Origin of the sequence: Stieleria varia, from assembly GCF_038443385.1 — a bacterium.
Lineage (GTDB): Bacteria > Planctomycetota > Planctomycetia > Pirellulales > Pirellulaceae > Stieleria > Stieleria varia.
Genome location: NZ_CP151726.1, coordinates 7,995,355 through 8,014,262 on the forward strand (window position 1 = coordinate 7,995,355; position 18,908 = coordinate 8,014,262).

General features: G+C 55.1%; 23 protein-coding genes. 16 read left to right on the forward strand and 7 right to left on the reverse strand.

The window, feature by feature from the left end:
• Positions 1 to 381: 381 nt before the first annotated feature.
• The 13 genes from Pla52nx_RS26940 to Pla52nx_RS27000 all read left to right on the forward strand — a co-directional run bounded on the left by Pla52nx_RS26940 (position 382) and on the right by Pla52nx_RS27000 (position 7,538).
• Positions 382 to 567 (forward strand): hypothetical protein, encoded by a 186-nt coding sequence (locus Pla52nx_RS26940; RefSeq protein WP_146518993.1) that lies wholly within the window; start codon positions 382 to 384, stop codon positions 565 to 567.
• Positions 557 to 865, forward strand: a complete 309-nt coding sequence (locus Pla52nx_RS26945) for a type II toxin-antitoxin system RelE/ParE family toxin (protein ID WP_231741820.1) — start codon at positions 557 to 559, stop codon at positions 863 to 865. The genes Pla52nx_RS26940 and Pla52nx_RS26945 overlap by 11 nt, the downstream gene beginning before the upstream one ends.
• Before the next feature lie 161 nt (positions 866 to 1,026).
• Entirely contained in the window at positions 1,027 to 1,233 is a 207-nt protein-coding gene (locus Pla52nx_RS26950) for an addiction module protein (protein WP_146518995.1), read from the forward strand.
• The gene (locus tag Pla52nx_RS26955) at positions 1,226 to 1,501 is read left to right on the forward strand and encodes a hypothetical protein (RefSeq protein WP_146518996.1); all 276 of its coding nucleotides are present in this window, start codon (positions 1,226 to 1,228) and stop codon (positions 1,499 to 1,501) included. Before Pla52nx_RS26950 ends, Pla52nx_RS26955 begins: the two co-directional genes overlap by 8 nt.
• Before the next feature lie 169 nt (positions 1,502 to 1,670).
• Positions 1,671 to 1,856 carry a hypothetical protein gene (locus Pla52nx_RS26960; RefSeq protein ID WP_146518998.1) on the forward strand — a complete coding sequence of 62 codons (186 nt, stop codon included), beginning with the start codon at positions 1,671 to 1,673 and terminating at the stop codon, positions 1,854 to 1,856.
• The gene (locus tag Pla52nx_RS26965) at positions 1,844 to 2,140 is read left to right on the forward strand and encodes a type II toxin-antitoxin system RelE/ParE family toxin (protein WP_146518999.1); all 297 of its coding nucleotides are present in this window, start codon (positions 1,844 to 1,846) and stop codon (positions 2,138 to 2,140) included. The genes Pla52nx_RS26960 and Pla52nx_RS26965 overlap by 13 nt, the downstream gene beginning before the upstream one ends.
• Before the next feature lie 161 nt (positions 2,141 to 2,301).
• On the forward strand, positions 2,302 to 2,496 hold the full coding sequence (locus tag Pla52nx_RS26970) for a DNA-binding protein (protein ID WP_146519000.1): 195 nt from the start codon (positions 2,302 to 2,304) through the stop codon (positions 2,494 to 2,496).
• A complete protein-coding gene (locus tag Pla52nx_RS26975) occupies positions 2,496 to 2,885 on the forward strand; it encodes a type II toxin-antitoxin system death-on-curing family toxin (RefSeq protein ID WP_146519001.1) in 390 nt (129 codons plus the stop codon). The genes Pla52nx_RS26970 and Pla52nx_RS26975 overlap by 1 nt, the downstream gene beginning before the upstream one ends.
• 216 nt (positions 2,886 to 3,101) lie before the next feature.
• Positions 3,102 to 3,473 (forward strand): hypothetical protein, encoded by a 372-nt coding sequence (locus Pla52nx_RS26980; RefSeq protein ID WP_146519002.1) that lies wholly within the window; start codon positions 3,102 to 3,104, stop codon positions 3,471 to 3,473.
• A 147-nt stretch (positions 3,474 to 3,620) separates the two neighbouring features.
• Positions 3,621 to 3,866 carry a LexA family protein gene (locus Pla52nx_RS26985; RefSeq protein WP_146519003.1) on the forward strand — a complete coding sequence of 82 codons (246 nt, stop codon included), beginning with the start codon at positions 3,621 to 3,623 and terminating at the stop codon, positions 3,864 to 3,866.
• Positions 3,867 to 4,193: 327 nt separating this feature from the next.
• Positions 4,194 to 4,592, forward strand: coding sequence for a VOC family protein (locus tag Pla52nx_RS26990; RefSeq protein ID WP_146519004.1), 399 nt, complete (start codon positions 4,194 to 4,196; stop codon positions 4,590 to 4,592).
• Between the two features lie 380 nt (positions 4,593 to 4,972).
• Positions 4,973 to 6,547 (forward strand): hypothetical protein, encoded by a 1,575-nt coding sequence (locus tag Pla52nx_RS26995; protein ID WP_231741822.1) that lies wholly within the window; start codon positions 4,973 to 4,975, stop codon positions 6,545 to 6,547.
• Between the two features lie 190 nt (positions 6,548 to 6,737).
• Complete coding sequence (locus Pla52nx_RS27000; protein ID WP_146519005.1) at positions 6,738 to 7,538, forward strand: protein kinase family protein; 801 nt, start codon at positions 6,738 to 6,740, stop codon at positions 7,536 to 7,538.
• A gap of 115 nt (positions 7,539 to 7,653) precedes the next feature.
• On the opposite strand, the gene Pla52nx_RS27005 is transcribed toward Pla52nx_RS27000, so the two are convergent.
• Positions 7,654 to 9,087 (reverse strand): IS4 family transposase, encoded by a 1,434-nt coding sequence (locus Pla52nx_RS27005; RefSeq protein WP_146523889.1) that lies wholly within the window; start codon positions 9,085 to 9,087, stop codon positions 7,654 to 7,656.
• A 665-nt stretch (positions 9,088 to 9,752) separates the two neighbouring features.
• Here Pla52nx_RS27005 and Pla52nx_RS27010 point away from each other — a divergent pair.
• From Pla52nx_RS27010 to Pla52nx_RS27020, 3 genes are read left to right on the forward strand one after another with little or no spacing between them, the layout of a single operon-like run.
• Positions 9,753 to 10,565, forward strand: coding sequence for an MlaE family ABC transporter permease (locus tag Pla52nx_RS27010; RefSeq protein ID WP_146520440.1), 813 nt, complete (start codon positions 9,753 to 9,755; stop codon positions 10,563 to 10,565).
• A 2-nt stretch (positions 10,566 to 10,567) separates the two neighbouring features.
• Positions 10,568 to 11,431: an ATP-binding cassette domain-containing protein gene (locus Pla52nx_RS27015; protein WP_197454642.1), complete on the forward strand. Its 864-nt coding sequence runs from the start codon at positions 10,568 to 10,570 to the stop codon at positions 11,429 to 11,431.
• Positions 11,432 to 11,440: 9 nt separating this feature from the next.
• Complete coding sequence (locus tag Pla52nx_RS27020) at positions 11,441 to 12,685, forward strand: MlaD family protein (RefSeq protein ID WP_146519794.1); 1,245 nt, start codon at positions 11,441 to 11,443, stop codon at positions 12,683 to 12,685.
• 186 nt (positions 12,686 to 12,871) lie between these two features.
• Here the strand turns inward: Pla52nx_RS27020 and atpC are convergent, their stop codons facing one another.
• From atpC to atpF, 6 genes are all read right to left on the reverse strand, one after another.
• Positions 12,872 to 13,258, reverse strand: coding sequence for an ATP synthase F1 subunit epsilon (atpC, locus tag Pla52nx_RS27025; protein WP_146519795.1), 387 nt, complete (start codon positions 13,256 to 13,258; stop codon positions 12,872 to 12,874).
• Positions 13,259 to 13,261: 3 nt separating this feature from the next.
• Positions 13,262 to 14,710, reverse strand: a complete 1,449-nt coding sequence (gene atpD / locus Pla52nx_RS27030) for a F0F1 ATP synthase subunit beta (protein ID WP_146519796.1) — start codon at positions 14,708 to 14,710, stop codon at positions 13,262 to 13,264.
• Between the two features lie 112 nt (positions 14,711 to 14,822).
• Positions 14,823 to 15,710, reverse strand: coding sequence for an ATP synthase F1 subunit gamma (gene atpG / locus Pla52nx_RS27035; RefSeq protein WP_146519797.1), 888 nt, complete (start codon positions 15,708 to 15,710; stop codon positions 14,823 to 14,825).
• Positions 15,711 to 15,774: 64 nt separating this feature from the next.
• A complete protein-coding gene (atpA, locus tag Pla52nx_RS27040; protein WP_146519798.1) occupies positions 15,775 to 17,286 on the reverse strand; it encodes a F0F1 ATP synthase subunit alpha in 1,512 nt (503 codons plus the stop codon).
• Between the two features lie 117 nt (positions 17,287 to 17,403).
• Positions 17,404 to 18,036 (reverse strand): ATP synthase F1 subunit delta, encoded by a 633-nt coding sequence (gene atpH, locus Pla52nx_RS27045; RefSeq protein ID WP_146519799.1) that lies wholly within the window; start codon positions 18,034 to 18,036, stop codon positions 17,404 to 17,406.
• Positions 18,037 to 18,148: 112 nt separating this feature from the next.
• Complete coding sequence (gene atpF, locus Pla52nx_RS27050; RefSeq protein WP_146519800.1) at positions 18,149 to 18,829, reverse strand: F0F1 ATP synthase subunit B; 681 nt, start codon at positions 18,827 to 18,829, stop codon at positions 18,149 to 18,151.
• Positions 18,830 to 18,908 lie beyond the last annotated feature (79 nt).

Here is an 18,908-nt window from a genome sequence, read left to right on the forward strand (position 1 = left end):
CATTGAATCGAATCCGCATCGCGATGGTGAACCGTTAGTGTTCATGGCGTGGATCAAAGGGTTTCGATCGCAACAGACCTTCAATCCTGCTTGCGGCATCTGCAACGGCACTGGCAGACGTAAACTCCGCCAGACTTATCCTGATCCAAAAACTGCTCCATCTCCATACGATGGCGCCGAGATTTCATGTGATTGCAACGTTAAATCTCCAGCGTAACGGTCGCACAACATGGTTTTTACGCTAGGCCTCCGGCACACCTTCCATCTTTGTCAACGCGGGCTAGTCTTGGTACAATTTCTCGTAGTTCAGGCATCGCTAGCTTCGTTTAGGGCGGTGTCGTAAAAACCTCCCGTTGTCGGTCATAAATCAAAGGACTCACTGTGACAACCAAAGAAAAGGCTATTTCGCTAATTCAGACCCTTGATGACAATGTCTCACTCGACGAAGTGATCGACCGTCTCTACCTCCTTCGCAAGATCGAACTGGGCATCGCTCAAGCCGATGCCGGCGACGTGATGGAACATGACGAGTTCATGGACGAACTTGAGGCCGAAGGTGCCCAGTAAGATTTACTGGACGCGACAGTCTCGCGAAGACTTGCGAGCGGTTCGCGCTCATATTGCCCGGGATGCGCCGGCCACGGCGTCTGCCTATGTCCGTAAGCTCCGATTATCGATTGGGCGATTGCGACAATTCCCATGCTCCGGCGAGGTCGTTCCGGAGATCGGCCGCGAGGACTTGCGCGAGGTTCTGCAAGGCAACTACCGCATCATCTATCGTGTAGCCGAACGCAGGGTTGATATCCTCGCTGTGTTTCATAGTGCTCGAATCTTTGACGAACGCGATCTCGGCAGCGGTGAATGACCGACAACATGGTTTTTACGCTAGGCCTTCGGCACACCTTGGCTCTTTGGCAACGGGCCATGGCCTTGGTACAATTTCCGTAGTTCAGACATCGTTCGCTTCGTTCAGGGCGGTGTCGTAAAAACCTTCCGTTGCACGCCCTAATCGGTTATACTACTGGCATGAACATATCAGATCTAAGCGGCCTTTCTGTCAACGAAAAACTCCGAATCGTAACGCAACTGTGGGACGAGATCGCGTCTTCGCCTGAGCACGTCATTGTGCCGCCTGACGTGATCCGCGAGGCATCCCGTCGATCTGCCGAACTTGACGCCGACCCCTCGATCGCAATTGACGAGGACGAACTTTGGCGTCGCGTCGATGGCTAAGAAACGACGCTTTCACCCAATGGTCGCTGATGACTTGTCATCCGCGACCAACTACTACGACGAGATCTCTGTCGATCTAGGTAATCGCTTACGTGACCTGTCGCAACGCCCAGAATCATTTGGCTGCGTTCATGGAATCATGCGTGTGGCAACGGTTAATCGTTTTCCCTATGTGTTGCTGTTCGAGAACCGCGACGAGTTTGTCGCAATCCTTGGCGTCTTCCATGCTGCCTCTGATCAGAGTGGGTGGTTCGAGCGTTCAATCTGACGCAACGGTCGTGCAACATGGTTTTTACGCTAGGCCTTCGGCACACCTTCGTTGGTCGGCAACGGGCGCTGGCATTGGTACAATTTCTGTTGATTCAAACTCCACCGCTTCGTTTGAGGCGGTGTCGTAAAAACCTTCCGTTAGGCGACCTCCCCGCAAGGAAACCCATATGCCCACCGTTAAACAGGCGATGGCTGATCTCATCGCACAACAACCCGACGACAGTAGCTATGACGAGATCCTACGCGAACTCGCTTATGCTCGCATGGTTGACCGCGGTCTGGCTGACTCCGACGCTGGTAACGTCATCTCCGATGACGAAGTCAAGCAGAGGATCGAATCGTGGCAGAAATAGTCTGGACCCACGAATCGGCGACTTGGCTTGAAAAGATTCACGATCATATCGCTGCGGACAACCCGACCGCAGCGTTGGACGTTGCGCGTGGAATATACGCGAAGATTCAGTTGTTGCGGACGTCCCCTCGACTGGGTGGACAGTATCTGCCGATTGCTGACCGTGAAGTTCGCGAGATTCTTTACGGTCACTACCGAATCCCCTATCTCGTTATCAGCGAAGACCGTGTTGAGATACTCGGAATATTTCACAGTGCAATGAGGATCGAAGACTATCTCGGCTGACCGGTCGCCTAACATGGTTTTTACGCTGAGGCCTTCGGCACACCTTCCGACTTTGGCAACGCGGGCTGGCCTTGGTACAATCTCTGGTAATTCATGCATCATTCGCTTCGTTTAGGGCGGTGTCGTAAAAACCTTCCGTTGTCAGACCCTAGGTATTTTCAATGTCGATATCTCTCAACCTTGACGACGATCAATCGGAACGCCTCAAAGAACGCGCTCGTGAACTCGGCGTCGACCCGCGTGATCTCGCGAAGGCCGCCGTCAACGATTTACTTGCGCGTCCGGCCGACGATTTCGATCGTGCTGCGAAATCAGTTCTCGATAAGAATCGCGAACTCTACAGGCGGCTCGGTTAATGCGCTACCTCACTCTCTCTGAAGTGCTTGAATTGCATCGACGAGTCATCGAGCAGTCAGGTGGTGCTGACGGAGTTCGTGATCTTGCGGGCGTCGAGTCTGCGGTTGTGCAGCCACAGATGACGTTCGGCGGCGACGAGCTCTATCCTACTTTGATCGACAAGGCCGCAGCATTATGCTTCTCGCTAGTGATGAATCATCCGTTTGTCGACGGAAACAAGAGGATCGGTCATGCCGCGATGGAGACCTTTCTGGTTCTCAACGGGCGCGAGTTGAATGCGGCTGTTGATGACGCCGAATCTCTGTTCTTGAAACTTGCGGCTGGTGATGTCGAACGCGGCGAACTCGTAGATTGGATCACCGCAAATGTTTCCGCGAAGGACGCCTGACACTCGGATGGCCCGTGTCTGCCAACATGGTTTTTACGCTAGGCCTTCGGCACACCGCTGTCGTTTGTTCAAGCCGCCCTCTGCTGGTACAATTTCCGTAGTTCAGGCATTGTTCGCTTCGTTCAGGGCGGTGTCGTAAAAACCTTCCGTTACCCGCCCTCAACCCCTTGAGTGAACGCCGTCTCACACGACTCACAACAGTTTCGAATCTCGCAAATGTTGCTTGCGACAATTCTTTTTGCGTTAACATTTGCGGCCGCCACCACCATCAAGCTCGGTGGGAACGAATGGGGCTTGTGGGGGCTCGTCGCATCGGCGGGGCTCGCCACGCGGTATGTTGGTTGGTTCTGTGGCGTGTCGTTGGGTCGCGTGACTCGCCATGCTTTGGCGTGGTTTGTCGGCGTGGCAGGGTGTGCTTTGGCGATCGTCGCAATCGAGTTTCGTGACCGTCCATCTATTGGCCGACTGATGCAAGATTTACCTGATGGACTTGGCGCAGCGGCTTTGATCTATGGCTTGGTTGTTGCGACGCTATTGGAATGCGTGTTCGTTCTGTCTACCGTCACTCGTAAATCAACGGGCGGCTAACATGGATTTTACGCTAGGCCTTCGGCACACCTTTGTCCTTTGGCAACGATCGCTGGTATTGGTACAATCGCTAGTAGTTCAAGCGTCGGCCGCTTCGTTCATGGCGGTGTCGTAAAAACCTTCCGTTGCGAGACTCAATCATACGAGATGGACGCTTCAAACCAACCAACTGCCAAACAAGGGCAATACCTCGCGTTCATCTACTACTACACGAAACTGAATCGGCAACCACCCGCTGAATCGGACATGCAGCGGTACTTTCGCACTTCACCGCCCACGGTTCACAACATGGTCGTCAAACTCTGTGAGCGTGGCTTCATTTCCCGTGAACCAGGGCGTAGCCGGACGATCCGTTTGTTGGTCGATCGCGATTCCATTCCGGACCTGGACTAGCCTGTCGCTCAACACAGGTTCCACAGGTGTCCGACCCGGGGCGTTCGGATCAGGCTCGCTCTTTGGCAACAGACACCGGCGTTGGTACAATCTCGTCACTCAACATCAACCACGTCGTTCACGACGGTGACGCAAGGAGCGACGATTCATTTACTGATGCGATTGGTAATGGGATTCGCCAGAATTCCTTTCGGGCAGGATTTCTGACAAACTCCACGACGCCACCAATTGATGAGGCGTCCCTCAACTCCTGCCATTGTCGATCGCAGTCCACTGAATTGTCACGTCTTACCTCCCTCGACGAGTTTCATCGGACCCGATACGAACATGACCAATCAACCCACTTTCCAGTCGGCTTTTCCCTACCAGAGTGATGTCTTGTCACTGCCCGTGACGGATCTTGATGTCGCGTCGAAGTGGTACTGTCGACATTTCGGCATGACGGAAGTGGAACGCAAAGAGTCTCCTTGCCCGAGCGTCATCCTGGAACGCGACGGGGTACGAATCGGCTTTGCGATCAATGGTGGAGATGCGTCACAGGATGGGGCAGCGATTTTGGTCAATGACATTCACTCGCTCAAAGACGAGTTTGAAGCCAACGGCGTCGATGTCGCCGAACTGAGCGTGGACCGACGCGACGGACAAGAGTTCTATGTCTTCTTTGTCGTCGCGCCAGACGGACTTTGCTATTACGTTCACGAACCGAAGACTGGTGAGGACTTCTGATGGCATGGATCAATGCTGTGGCTGGGTAAGCAGCCCGACCAAGTGTCGTGATCGAACCAATCGGGCCAATCGTCCCAGCCTTTCCAGACGTTCCTTGTGACCTTATTTGCTAACTGTCCGCTAGCAGAATCCGTCATACGACCCTACGGATCAGTCCGGCGAGGAAATCTGGTGAAGATTGTGGGGGTTGCGAACGGCAAAAGCACTCTTTTTCAGACGTTTTCTGCCCAAAACGCTCAAGTCTTGCGTAATCTTGATTGGAGCCATAGGCGATCCGCTTCGTGCGGCTGCGCGTCTGAGTTCTTCGTGAGGCTTCGCTGTACTAACGCCAGCTCCCAAACGATGTCACCAAGTTGAGTTCATAGAGAAGGCCGTCTACCGTGTTGATTCGATTCCGACACATCACTCCCGTACTTTTCACCGCCGCGATCCCGTTGGGGCTGATCTCGCTCGCAGGTTCCACGGCTGCCACCGCCCAAGACGCGTGTTTTCAGCCTGCGTATCGGCTTGAGTGCGAACCCGTAATGGAACCGCAGCAGGTCCAACGCTATCGCATCGGCTATGAAACTCAGTACGTCGACGAGACAGTCACCCGATATCGACCGGTGACCAAAACGCGTACCGAAATGAAAGAGTACCGCGTCGCCCGACCCGTTACTGAAACCAGCTATCGGGAAGAAACCTACACGGTGTGGAAACCCGTGACGGAAACCAGCACGCGTGACGAAACCTACACGCAAACCCGGTACGTGACGGAGACCTCCGAGCGTGAAGAGCAGTACACGACCTATCGCCCTGTGGTGGAGACGCAGTATTACCAAAAACAATATGCGGTTCAGCGACCGGTCACCGAAACCCACATGGTCCAGCAACAATACGCGGTCCAACGTCCTGTCACTGAGACGATGACGCAGACACAGCAGGTAACGTCCTACCGCCCCGTCACGACGATGCAAACGCAAACGATCGACGCGGGCGGCTACGTGCCTCAAACACAAGTGACTCCCGGCAGCGTGCAAATGGGACTCGCGTATCAACGTAATTTGTATGCGGTGCCCGGTCCCCTGGGAATCTTTTCCCGTAACTACGGCGGCTACGTCCCGGTTCAACAGGTCACGCCACCGACCGTGCAGACCCAGTACATGTACCGGCCCAATTACATTCAACAACAGGTCGCCCAAACGTCGTACATGCCGGTGACTGAGCAAGTTCAGGTGCCCTTCCAAGTCCAACGTATGCAAACCGAAATGGTCACCCAAAATGTGCCCGTTCAGTCGACACGCATGGAGACTCAAATGGTGACGCAGAACGTGCCGGTTCAAACCACACGAATGGTCCCCACGACCGAAGTCCGCAAAGTACCCTTCGTGGTCCAACGTCCCGTGACGGAAACGTTGACTCGCAAGGTTCCCGTCACTCAACAACGCTGGGTGACAGAGGAACAGGTTCGCAAGGTACCCATCCAGTCGACTCGCACCGTTTACGAAACACGCCGCGAACCAGTCGAGGTCTCCTACGTCGAGCAAGAAGCGTATACCCAAGTAGTCCGACGCCCCGTGACCCGAAAGACGTACGTGCCCTACACCGAAACCGTGATGGTGCCGCGACAAGTCGTTCAGCGAGTCCCGCTGGGTTACTACGACGCGTTCAGCCCGGCCATCGTGAGTGGCTATTCAGCGTTTTCCAGTCCCTCCGTCAGTTCCACCATCGTGGATTCCAATCCAGTTGTGACACAGCCGAGAGAATCCTCGTCGATGGTTGATCCCAAACCTCAGACGAGTATGAAGATGCGGATCGAGACTCCCGATGCATCGCCGTCCGACGCAAGCGAATCCCTGGAACTGGAACCCCCAACGCCGAACTCCTCCGACGGTGAGCTTCCGGCACCCAAGACCGACGCGATCGATGCCGGCTGGAAGATCCGGTACCAGACTCGCAGTGCCCGAGAAGTTTGACCGCCTTTGTTTAGCCTGAGTCGACTGCATTTAGGAAGTCACGTCGGCTTAGGCAAGATTTAACGGCACGGCAATCGGGCTGCAAAATGCCCAGACGTTAGGTCGATGGTGCAGAAGAGTTAGACGCGGGATCGAAGTCGCAACTTCGACATCGGATGGAACCTGAAACGCTATCAAGGATGATTTAGCTGTGAGTCGATTCACCCATAATGGGATGCCCGATCAACTCGGCATTTGGCGAGTCGGACGCACTTTGCAAAAAAGTGACCGATTTGTCGTCTCGCTTTGCCAGCCGGTCGACGCAGGCCACGATCGACGATGGGACTATGCCATCAAATACCCGGCGTCGCATACGACCGAAGCAGTGATCGAAATCAATCAAGCGATCGCAGCGTCGTCGGTTGTCTCTCATCCGAATCTGGTCCCAGTACTGGATGGTTGCGTCACCGATCGTCAAGCTTTCTTAGTGATGCCATTTCTGCCGGGACGATCGATGCAGTGGCATTTGGACCATGGTCCCGCCAAACCACTGCCCGTTGCGTTGTGGTTGGTCCGCCAGACCGCCCAGGCTTTGGCGGTGATGCACGAAGCCGGCTGGAGCCACGGCGACGTGAAACCGGAGAACATCGTGGTCGCCGACAACGGCCATGCCACCTTGATCGACCTGGGATTCGCAGCGGACTGCTCTCAACCGAATGGGTCCGTCTTCCGTGGCACTCCGGAATACGCAGCCCCCGAATTGCTCTCAAACGCAGCACCACAGTCCTTTGCCTCGGACGTTTTCGCGCTGGGACGCGTGCTTTGGCAATGGCTGATCGCTAGCGATGTCGATGACGAGTCAATCCTCGGTCCGATCGTTGAAATGGTTGAATGGATGGTGGCTGAATCCCCCAGCAAACGTCCCGATGCCAGTGATGTAGCCCGCAAGTTACTGCGAATGGAGATCGATACCCTGGGTCACCACATCGGCCCGCAGCGCAGAGCTGCCTAGGAAAACTGACCTATTGGATTTCGCCAGAAATCCTACCGAGGGACGTGCGATTAGCATTCCGCTCAGTCGCGGATGCGACGACAGCATACAGCCTGGGGCGCGAGCCCTCTTTATCCTACACATCTCCGATGAGCCTTTTGTAGGCGAGGAAAGCTTCGTGGTACGACTCGATTTTCCGCATTCCTCGCCAGATCGTTGTGGAGCCGGGCGGGCCTTGGCCTTTCTTGTCCAGATAGCCGCCAAGCTTGGCGACCACCAGCATCCATTCGCCGATCGTGGGAGGTGTTTCGGGAACCTCACGTCCGGCAAAGACCACGAGGTACGTCGCCTTCCAAAAACTGGCATCGTAGAAACGCTCGCAACTGACTTGCGGACAAACTCGATTGGCGGTCTTGAGTTGCTCGACTCGAAACCCAGTGATCATCAAAAGCGTCACCGCACGCACGTATGTATCGATCTGCTCGTACTTCAGCTTCTCAATCTTCATGCCGCTCTTGAGCGTCTTGAAATACAGTTCGATGTCCCAGCGGCGACAATAAGAACCAATGACTCGTTCGATTTCCGAGATCGTCGAAATGGGGAGCGATGTAAAAAGTAACCAGCGGATCGGCTCTTCGCCTTCGGGTGCGTCCGTTTCGACGGCCTCGACAACATTGATCGTCACGTCGGGAGCACGACCACCAGGGCGTGCCGGGCCGCGTAAAGTGACCTGCCGGGCACGAATCGAAATCGATGCTACCCGGGCACTGCGACTCATCCGACGAGCACGCGTTTCTCCGATAATTAATGACTTTCGCTCGCTTAAATCGATTTCACGCTGAAACTGAAACTCCGTCTCCTGCATCACTTCGGAGATCGTCCTGGTTTCACCTTGATCGAGCACTGTGCGATCTTGGCAACCACGAATGACGTAGTCATAGTTGGCCGCCAGATCATCGGTTTGCGCTAGCAATTCATAAATATCAGACTCGCTGTCCGAGACGCCAATGTAGTGCGTCTGGGGATGAGCCAGTGCGATTTGCTCGCCACTTTGAAACATCTCCAGCCAACGGTAGCTTTCTTTTTCTTCAAAGGCTTGCTGGCGTCGCAGGTTGACTTTTTCTGTTTTGTTCAGATCCGTCTTGATGTCATCACGCGTCCAAATGCACTGATCGACCGTGCCCAGAACAAGTCCATCCTCGGTGATCGCATAGAGTGGGTGCAGAAAAAAACCGAATTTGTCCCGACTCTCCAACGGCCCGGCCCCGCGGACTTGCCGCTGTGGTTTGGTGAGATCACAGACGGTGGTATCCTGGGATAGGATGACGACCGGTTGCTCGGCGGTGCGAGCGATTGAAGCATCATTGTGGGCTTTGAGAATGCCGTCCACAGGGATATTTCGATTGTTTACCAAACGGTAGGTTGCCTCAAGTTTCGCGTTGTCCTTACACGCACTGGGCGTAGATTCGGCAATCTCGGACTGTTGCTCAAGAATCAGGGCGACACGTCGCTCCCGCCGCTTATCACCTAAATCCAAAGTCCGAAGCTCATCTTTTATCCAGCTTGCCATTGTCCCGATCCCTGGGGAAGTGTTTTGTCGACTCCAACCGACCAAAGGGTAGAAAAAAAGATGTGTAGGATAAAGAGGGCGCGAGCCCCAGGTGAACACCGCCCGACGCCGCCAACAAGCCGCGGAGCGGCGACAGATTGCATCCGGCCCACCGCGTGCTGTGGGCTACACCAAACGTTTTATGCTGTCGCTGCTCCGCAGCTTCTGGGCGGACTCGCTTGCAGAAACATGGGGTTGGCACCCCATGCTGTATGCTGTCGCTGCTCCGCAGCTAAACCGGGGTGCGCTGGCTTCGCCGCGACCCCAGGCTATGTTGTTGACCACTTCGTGGTCGACTTGGAAAGTCGAGCGACAATTGTTTACCGCACGTCCCGAAAGGAATTCTGGCGAATCCCATTACAAAGTGCGTCATGGAGTGCAGTCGCCCCTCGGCACCGGACACAAAGTTTAGCTAATCCGCAAAGTCAGCCCAGCCGATACCAAACGTGACGGTTTTCTGTGGGTCGTTTTGCGCGCTCGTTCGGTTTCACGTTGAAACGCAGAATGTTTCACGCTGTTTCGGCCCATCCATCCAGAGATGGCTTGGTTTAGCGGTGTCCTCCTCCCAGTCCCCGATCTCGAAATCACAACCACGCGCTGGTCGTCCACCGACCATCGGTGAGTCGATGACGGCGTGGATCACGCAGTGGGGATCTGCCATCGTCGACGGGATCTTGACCGTCGGCGACATGGCGTTGTTTGGTTGGCAGATGCTGCGTTGGATGGTGACGCGGTTGCCCCAGCGTGGCACGATGTTGATCAACTTCTATCAGATTGGTGTCCTGAGCCTGCCCGTTGTTTCGCTGACTGGAACATTCATCGGGATGGTATTGGCAGTTCAAAGCTACTACCAGTTCCATGCCATCGGACTGGACAGTCACCTCGGCGTCGTGATCAACACGTCGCTGGTACGAGAACTCGGCCCGGTGTTGGCGGCGACCATGCTGGCCGGACGCGTGGGCAGTGCGATGGCCGCTGTGCTGGGGACGATGCGAGTGACGGAGCAGATTGATGCACTGACAACGATGGGTGCCGATCCGATTCACTATCTCGTGGTGCCTCGATTCTTGTCATGCATCATGCTGATTCCCGCGCTGACCATCATGGCTGACTTCATGGGAATCGTCGGCGGGTACTTCTACAGTGTGATCATCTTGGAAATTGATCATGCCGCCTACTTGACCCACTCACGCAACGGCGTGGTCGGCTTTGACTTGTTCATGGGCATCTTCAAGAGTTTCTTCTTTGGCGGCATCATCGCGTTGGTCAGTTGTTATCACGGATTCAACTGCCAGGCAGGTGCGGAGGGAGTCGGCAAGGCCGCGACCTCCGCGTTCGTCTACTCGTTCGTGCTGATTCTGGCGATGGACTTGTTTCTCAACATCGTCTTGGATCGCATCTACTACTGGCTCTATCCCTCAGGATCCCACTTCCTATGAGCATGGACGCGGAGCCAAACCGAACATCGCCGGGTATCACATCAACACCCACTCGCTCAAATTCTCACTTGATCGCAGTGGAAGGTCTGACCATACGTTTCGGTCGACAAACGATTTTGCAGGACATCAACGTTTCGATCGAGCGAGGTCAAACCGTTGCCGTGATCGGCGAGAGTGGTTGCGGCAAAACCGTGTTCATGAAAACGCTGGTGGGTCTGATCACACCGACCAGCGGCAAGGTGAAGTTCAATGGCACCGATCTCAACTCCATGAGTTTGGCAGAGCTGACAAAAACGCGTCGCCGATTTGGTTTTGTTTTTCAAAATGCTGCCTTGTTCGACAGCATGAACATTTACGACAACGTCGCGTTTCCATTGATGCAGGACGGAGGTTACTCCGATGACGAGATCCCACAGCTGGTCCGCAAACACTTGAACGAAGTCGGATTGCCGGATTCAGTCTGCGAAAAGTTTCCCAGTGAACTCTCAGGCGGAATGAGAAAACGGGTCGGGTTGGCTCGCGCGTTGATGTTGACTCCAGAATTGGTGGTTTATGACGAGCCAACGACTGGACTGGACCCCATCATGAGCGACGTGATCAATGAGCTGATGCTAGACGTTCGACGCCGGTACCCGGTGACCAGCATCATCGTGACCCACGACATGCACACTGCGAGAAAGGTTGCCGATCGTGTCCTGATGTTCTTTCCACGAACGAGACTGCGTGCGGATGAACCACAAATCATCTTTGATGGTTCCCCGAGCGATTTAGAGAATGCACCGGATCGCCGCGTCCGGCAATTTGTGCGTGGCGAAGCCGGCGAGCGATTGACCGAACTGACACAGTCAGCCAATTCATCAGATTGAGGCAATACCATGGACGACAACAAGCTCAAATTCGGCGTCGGCGTCTTGGTGATCGCTGCGATCGGCATCGGCATCATCCTGACGTTTCTTTTCGGCGCCTTTCCCCGAGTATTGACGGGCGAATACACCCTCGACGTCACCTTTGATTCCGCAGAAGGCATTGCGCCCAACACCCCTGTGATGCTCAGAGGCGTAGAGATCGGCCGCGTCATCGAAATCGAACTTCGCAAAGAAGACGTGCTTTTGAAGCTGGGGATCGATGACAAGTACCCGATGACACACGAGTTCATCCCTCGAATCGGAACTGGCAATGTCATCTCGGGAGATTCCAAACTCGAGTTTGTGAAAGCCAGCGAAGAAGAACTCCAGAAAATCCACAAGGAAAACCTGCCAAGAATTCGCAACGCGCTGTACGTCAACGAGGAGTTCCTGGGATACGGCAAGAAATCCTCCGACCCGTTCACTTTGCTGTTTGACTTGGAGGAACACCTTGTCAACACAATGCAGTCCATCCAACAAGCAGGTACGGCGGTGGGCGACGCCGGCGACAATGTGAATCGTCTGATCGATGATGCTAGAAATGTGGTCGACGGTGCGGACACGCAGATGGATGCGGTCGCAATCGAGGCGCAAAAAGCCTTGGAAGAATTCCAGGGCGCGATGCGTGACATACGAGCGATCCTCGGCGATCCTGAGCTGCAGGCGAGTCTGCAGGATTCATTCGCCAAGCTGCCCGAGGTCTTGACCGAAGCCCGCAAGACACTGTCAACGTTCGATCGTGTGGGCGCCCAGTTCGAAAAAGTCGGAATGACAGCGGAACGCACGGTGGACAACGTCGACGGTGCCGTGGACGAAATTCGCGTTGCCGTTCAAGGTGCCAAACGAACACTCGACAGTGCAGAGGGTGCGATCAAGAACATCGAACGCATCAGCGAGCCGGTCGCAGAAAACGCGGATCAACTGGTTGCCCAACTGATGCAGAATCTCGCCAACCTGGATACCACTCTCGTCGAAGCCAGGCGATTCGGTGCGACGCTGAACAATAGCGAAGGCACGGTCAGCCGATTGTTGAATGACGACGAAATCTACTGGCAGTTGCGCCGCATCGTCAGCAATGTCGAGGACGCCAGCGCAAAGATTCGACCGATTTTGGATGACGCCCGCATCTTCAGCGACAAGATCGCCCGTGACCCACGCGCCTTGGGCGTACGCGGTGCCTTGGACAAACGCCCCAGCGGAATGGGGCTGAAATAAAAGTACGTCAGGCTCTCCAGCCTGACACTCAGCACAACCGTACGTCAGGCTTTCCAGCCTGACACTTAGCACAACCGTACGTCAGGCTTTCTAGCCTGACACTCAGCATTCGATGTCAGCCTAGAAAGGCTGACGTACAAAAGGCTGACGTACAAAAGGCTGACGTACAAAAGGCTGACAAACCAACTACTTGGCCGACCGCAACTGCCCGCGGGCGCGAGCGACAGCAGTTTCTTTGAGCTGCATTTTTTCTGGCGTGTTGGCTGGCATTTCTTGAGCCTTGGCCAATGCCGTTTCTGCTTCCCCGACATCCAACAAGTCCACCGCGATGGACCGCCCGGTCAACAGGCTCACCGTGTTGTTTTCCACCTGAGCAAACCCACCGTCCACGTAGTAACGTTGTGGGCCGGCGGAAGTCTCTAGACGTAGCGTTCCATAGCCGAGACGGCCGATCATCGGTGCGCGTCCAGGCAATACGCCCAAGGCACCATCGACCATCGGCAGAATCAACGATTCGGCCACGCAGTCGAGTTCAGTTCTCTCGGGGGTGACAACAATACAGCGAATGGACATGGGTTACTTCTTCTCCATTTTCTTCGCTTGCTCTTCGGCTTGCTCGATCGTGCCGACGTACATGAACGCTTGCTCGGGCAGGTGGTCCCACTTGCCGTCGCAGATTTCTTCGAAGGAGCGAATCGTATCCGCGATCGGTGTGACTTCCCCGGGGCGACCGATGAACTTTTCGGCGACCAAGAAAGGCTGCGAAAGGAATCGCTCGATGCGGCGTGCTCGGTGCACGATCGTCTTGTCTTCTTCGCTCAACTCATCGACACCGAGAATCGCGATGATGTCTTGCAGTTCGCGGTAACGCTGCAAAATCGTTTGCACGCGACGTGCGATATCGTAGTGACGGTCGCCGACGTATTGAGGATCCAAGATCCGCGAGTTCGATGCCAGCGGGTCGATCGCGGGATAAATCCCTTTCTCCGAAATCGATCGTTCCAGGTAAATGAACGCATCCAACTGACCGAAGGCGGTCGCCGGAGCGGGGTCGGTCGGGTCGTCAGCAGGCACATAAACGGCTTGCACCGACGTGATCGCCCCTTTCTTGGTCGACGTGATGCGTTCTTGCAACGCACCCATTTCCGTCGCCAATGTGGGCTGATAACCCACAGCGGACGGCATCCGACCGAGCAAAGCGGACACCTCACTACCCGCTTGGGAGAAACGGAAGATGTTGTCGACGAACAGCAGGGTGTCAGCCCCGGTCGTATCACGGAAGTACTCTGCCATCGTCAGAGCGGACAACGCGACACGCAGACGAGATCCTGGCGGCTCGTTCATCTGTCCAAACACCATGCAGGTTTGCTCGATGACCTTGCGGCCGGTCGATCCGATGTCCGTTTCTTGCATTTCCAACCAAAGGTCGGTGCCTTCGCGAGTACGCTCACCGACGCCGGCGAAAACCGAATAGCCACCGTGGGTACTGGCGATCCGGGCAATCAACTCGGTCAAAATAACGGTCTTACCCAATCCTGCACCGCCGAACAAACCGGCTTTACCACCGCGAACGAACGGGGTCAGCAAGTCAACCACCTTGATCCCGGTCTCAAACAACTCGGTGTTGGTGGACAATTCGTTGAGCGGGGGAGCTTGGCGGTGGATGGGCCAGTAGTCATCTGCTTCCACAGGTCCACGTTTGTCGATCGGCTCACCGAGAACGTTGAAGACGCGTCCGAGTGATTTTGGACCGACGGGAACTGAAACGGGTTTGCCCGTGTCGACCACGCTCATCCCACGCATCATGCCGTCGGTACTGCCCAACGCGATGGCTCGCACGCGGTTGCCACCCAGGTGCTGCTGGACTTCGCCGACCAAGTCGATCGAAACTCCTTTGTGCTCGCTCTTGATTTCCAGAGCGTTGTAGATCTGGGGCAGTTGACCTTCAGGAAACTCGGCATCGAATGTCGAACCAATGACTTGCGTCACGCTTCCGGTCACGCGTTGCTCAGTTGCGGTGGACATATGAAAAGCTCTTAGCGGTTAGCAGTGGGTTCTCGGCGGTATGCCGTGAACGAAGTGGGTTTGTTGAAAATGAATGGGGTAGGGGGAGCAAGCCAGTTGGGTCGACCGGGGATCAACCTTCCAAAGCTTCGACGCCCCCGATGATTTCCATGATCTCGCCGGTGATCTGGCTTTGGCGAGCTCGGTTGTACGTCATCGAAAGTTTCTTGATCATGTCACCAGCGTTCTCGGTCGCACCCTTCATGGCGATCATCCGTGCGACTTGCTCACTGACGGCTGCGTCCAAGAAACACTTGAACAAGCGAATCTTGAAACTGGTTGGAACGACTTCTTCCAAAATGCTGTCGGCCGATGGCAAGAACTCGTAATCCATGTTCTTGCCCGACTCGTCGGCACCATCATCGTCCTGTGAATCGATTGATCCCAGCGGCAGCAGGGTTTCGATCGTCGCGATCTGCTTGCTGGTGCTGATGAATTTGGTGTAAACCACATCGAGGCGATCGATTTCACCAGTGATATAACGAGCCAGGTAATCGCTGGCGATCTTCTCGACTTCGCTGTATGCCGGTTGGTCTTCGAACTGCAGGAATCGTTGATCGGCCTTGATGCCGCGAAACGCGAGACCGTTGACGCCACGTTTACCACTGGCATCAACGACCAATTGATCCGTCTCTGACTTCAGTTCCTGAATCCGTTTGTTCGCCGTCCTCAGGATCGCACCGTTGTACCCGCCGCACAGACCGCGGTTGCTGGCCAATACCAGAACACGGGCAGAAGAAACCTTTTCACGGGGTTCCAACAGCGGATGCTTGACATCCAAACCGGCGGCAGCCAAACGGCTGACAATCTTGGTGATCTGCTGCGTGTACGCCGTGGCGGCAGACGCCCGGTCCATCGCCTTTTTGTAGCGAGCCGTCGCGATCAACTCCATCGTCCGCGTGATCTTGCGGATGTTCTTGATCGACTTGCGTCGTTTATCGAGAGCTCTTGCGTTGGCCATGAATACTTAGGGACTGTGGACTCACTAACTGATCGACGTGGTTGCGGCTACAGGTATTGAAATGTTAGGCGGGCTTGTAACCGGCCTTAAATTCTTTGATCAACGACTCGATTTGAGATCGGACGTCATCGGTCAATTCACCTTTGTTCATCAACTCGTCGAGCAATGACTGTTTCTTGTCACGGGCATACTGCAAGAACGCTTTTTCCCAAGCCTGAACACCCTTGATGTCGACATCGTCCAAGTGGCCTTCGGTACCTGCAAAGATACTGAGAACTTGCTCGGCAACACTGAGTGGCTGGTACTGAGGCTGCTTGAGCAATTCCACCAAGCGATACCCACGATCCAATTGTGCTTGGGTCGCTGCGTCGAGGTCAGTGCCCAGCTGAGCGAACGCTTCCAACGCACGGAACTGGGCCAAGTCGAGTCGCAGACCACCGGCAACCTTTTTCATCGCTTTGATCTGGGCGTCACCACCCACGCGTGAAACGGAAATACCGGGGTTCATCGCAGGACGAACACCCGAGAAGAACAAGTCGGGTTGAACGTAGATTTGACCGTCGGTGATCGAAATCACGTTCGTCGGAATGTACGCGGAAACTTCGCCTTCCAGAGTCTCGATGATCGGCAAACTGGTGATCGAACCACCACCCAAGTCGGCGGAAAGTTTGGATGATCTCTCCAACAAGCGGCTGTGGCAGTAGAACACGTCGCCGGGGAACGCTTCGCGGCCTGGAGGACGACGCATCAGCAAGCTCATCTGACGATACGCGGTGGCTTGCTTGCTCAAGTCATCGTAAACGACCAATGCGTGCCCGCCGTTGAACATGAAGTGCTCGGCCATTGCAGTTCCAGCGTAGGGAGCGATGTACTGCAGCGGAGCAGGCGAACTGGCACCGGCCGCGATGACCGTGGTGTATTCCATCGCACCGTATTTTTCCAACACATCGATGATGCTGGCCACGGCGGAGTCTTTCTGACCGATCGCGACGTAAAAACATTTCACGCCCTTGCCCTTTTGATTCAAAATGGCATCGATCGCGATCGCTGTTTTGCCTGTCTTGCGGTCACCAATGATCAGTTCGCGTTGACCACGACCGATCGGCGTCATGGCATCGATGGCTTTGATGCCTGTCTGCAAAGGCTCCTTCACGGGCTGACGCTCGGCAACGCCTGTGGCGATGATTTCCACCGGACGCGTCACGTCCGTTTGAACGGGACCTTTTCCGTCGAGTGGATTCCCCAACGGGTCCAACACGCGTCCCATGACTGCGTCGCCGGCGGGCACACTGAGCAGTGTCCCCAGAGCCTTGACCTCGTCGCCTTCCTCGATCGTCAAATAGTCGCCAAGGATGATGATCCCGACGCTGTTTTCTTCCAGGTTGAACGCAAGACCGATGGAGCCGTTGGGGAATTGGACCATTTCACCGGCCATGACGCCGGAGAGGCCATAGACCCGAGCGATCCCGTCACCGACTTCTAGCACGGTGCCGACTTCGCGGACGTCAATCTTGCTGTCGAAATTCTCGATCTCTTGTTGCAAGACCGATGCGATTTCGTCGCTGCTAAATTTCATAACAAAACTAAAGGGTCAGAGTGTTAAAAATGTTCTTGTGTACCGGGCTCAGCCGCCCGTGGCTTCGTCGTTCAGGATGTCAACCATCGAGGTCAGACATCACTGATCACCTTGCGTTCACGAATCCCCAACCAGCTCACCGAATCGGCTCAGCAACGCATTTGCAAAGCCTTGGCGAGTCCGCTGTTCCAATTTTTCCAAACGATTGGCGACGCTGTTATCAAACACCGTGTCACCGACGCGGATCACCATGCCACCGATCAAATCAGTGTCGATGACCTCTTTGAGCCGAACGTTCTTTCCGAGGGTCCCACTCAACTGCGACGTGATTTGACCTCGCAAGTCATCCGTCAGCGGCACTGCGGTGCTGACCGTCGCCAAGACACGACCGGACATCTCGTCGTAGATCGTTTCAGCTCCATTTCGCACAGCGGCCAAGTAACCCAGTCGCTCTCGTGACGCCATGACCTTCATGAATGTCACCAACAGCGGGTGAAAATCACCACCAAACAGACGATCGATCACCCGCACCTTTTCATCCATCCCGATTCGGGGTGACGCAAGCGCCGCCGCCAATCTGGGACTCTGCCCCAGGTAGCCGTCCACAACCTGAGCCAACTGCTCGACGACTTGATCCGCCACTCCGGCTTTGAGCGCCGCACCGATCAACGCCTGGGCATAAGTCTTGCCCATTTGTTCGGCGCCGGTGTCCAACACCGTTTCGTGCTTTACGGAATCAGGTTCAATCATGAGTCGATCACCGTGACGTGGTGACAATCAATGGGGAAAAGGTTTCAAAAATCAACGAGCGCTGAGTGAACTCGTTACTGGACCAACTGTTTCGGGGTCATTTTTTACGGGGTCAATTCTTACTGGGCAGCGAATCCAACGCTTGACGAATCAAGTCGGCATGATCGTCCGCTTTCAACTCTCGACCCACAACTTGCTTTGCCACACCCATCGCCATACTGGACGTTTGACCGGCCAGCTCTGCCAATGCGACCTTCTTGGCCGTTTCGATGTCAGCGATAGCTCTCTCCGACTGACGCTTCGCCTCACCCTTGGCTTCGTCGACGATCCGCTGACCGTTGGCTTCCGCATCACGGCGAGCCTCAGCCAACATCGACTGAACTTGAGTGGACGCTTCGTTCAGCCTGCCTTGATACTCCGCCAACATCGCCTGAGCTTTGTTACTGGCGTCTTGAGCTTCTCGAAGGTCACTGGCGATCTTGTCCTCACGAGCTTGCAAGCCGCCAAGGATCACCGGCCATACAAAGATGGACAGGATCGCCATGACGCCGAGAAAGATCGCAATGTTAAAGACAGCCGAACCGACATCCAACGACAAGATCGGTGGAATCTTTTCGTCATGTCCGCCTTCCTTGTGCGCCGCTTCACCCTTGGGATGCGCATCGCCTGAATCACCAACGGTGGTGTGAACCGCTGCATCATCACTCTTTGGAGCATCCTCACCTCTGAGCGACGCAGGGGCGAACATCGCGAGCAGTGCCATCAGCACGCCCAATCGACAAACCTGAAACATCAAAATCACCTAAGGACTGATCAAAACAAACCGTACCGACACTTGCCACACCGCGTGACCCGGCAAAAACCGAAACCCG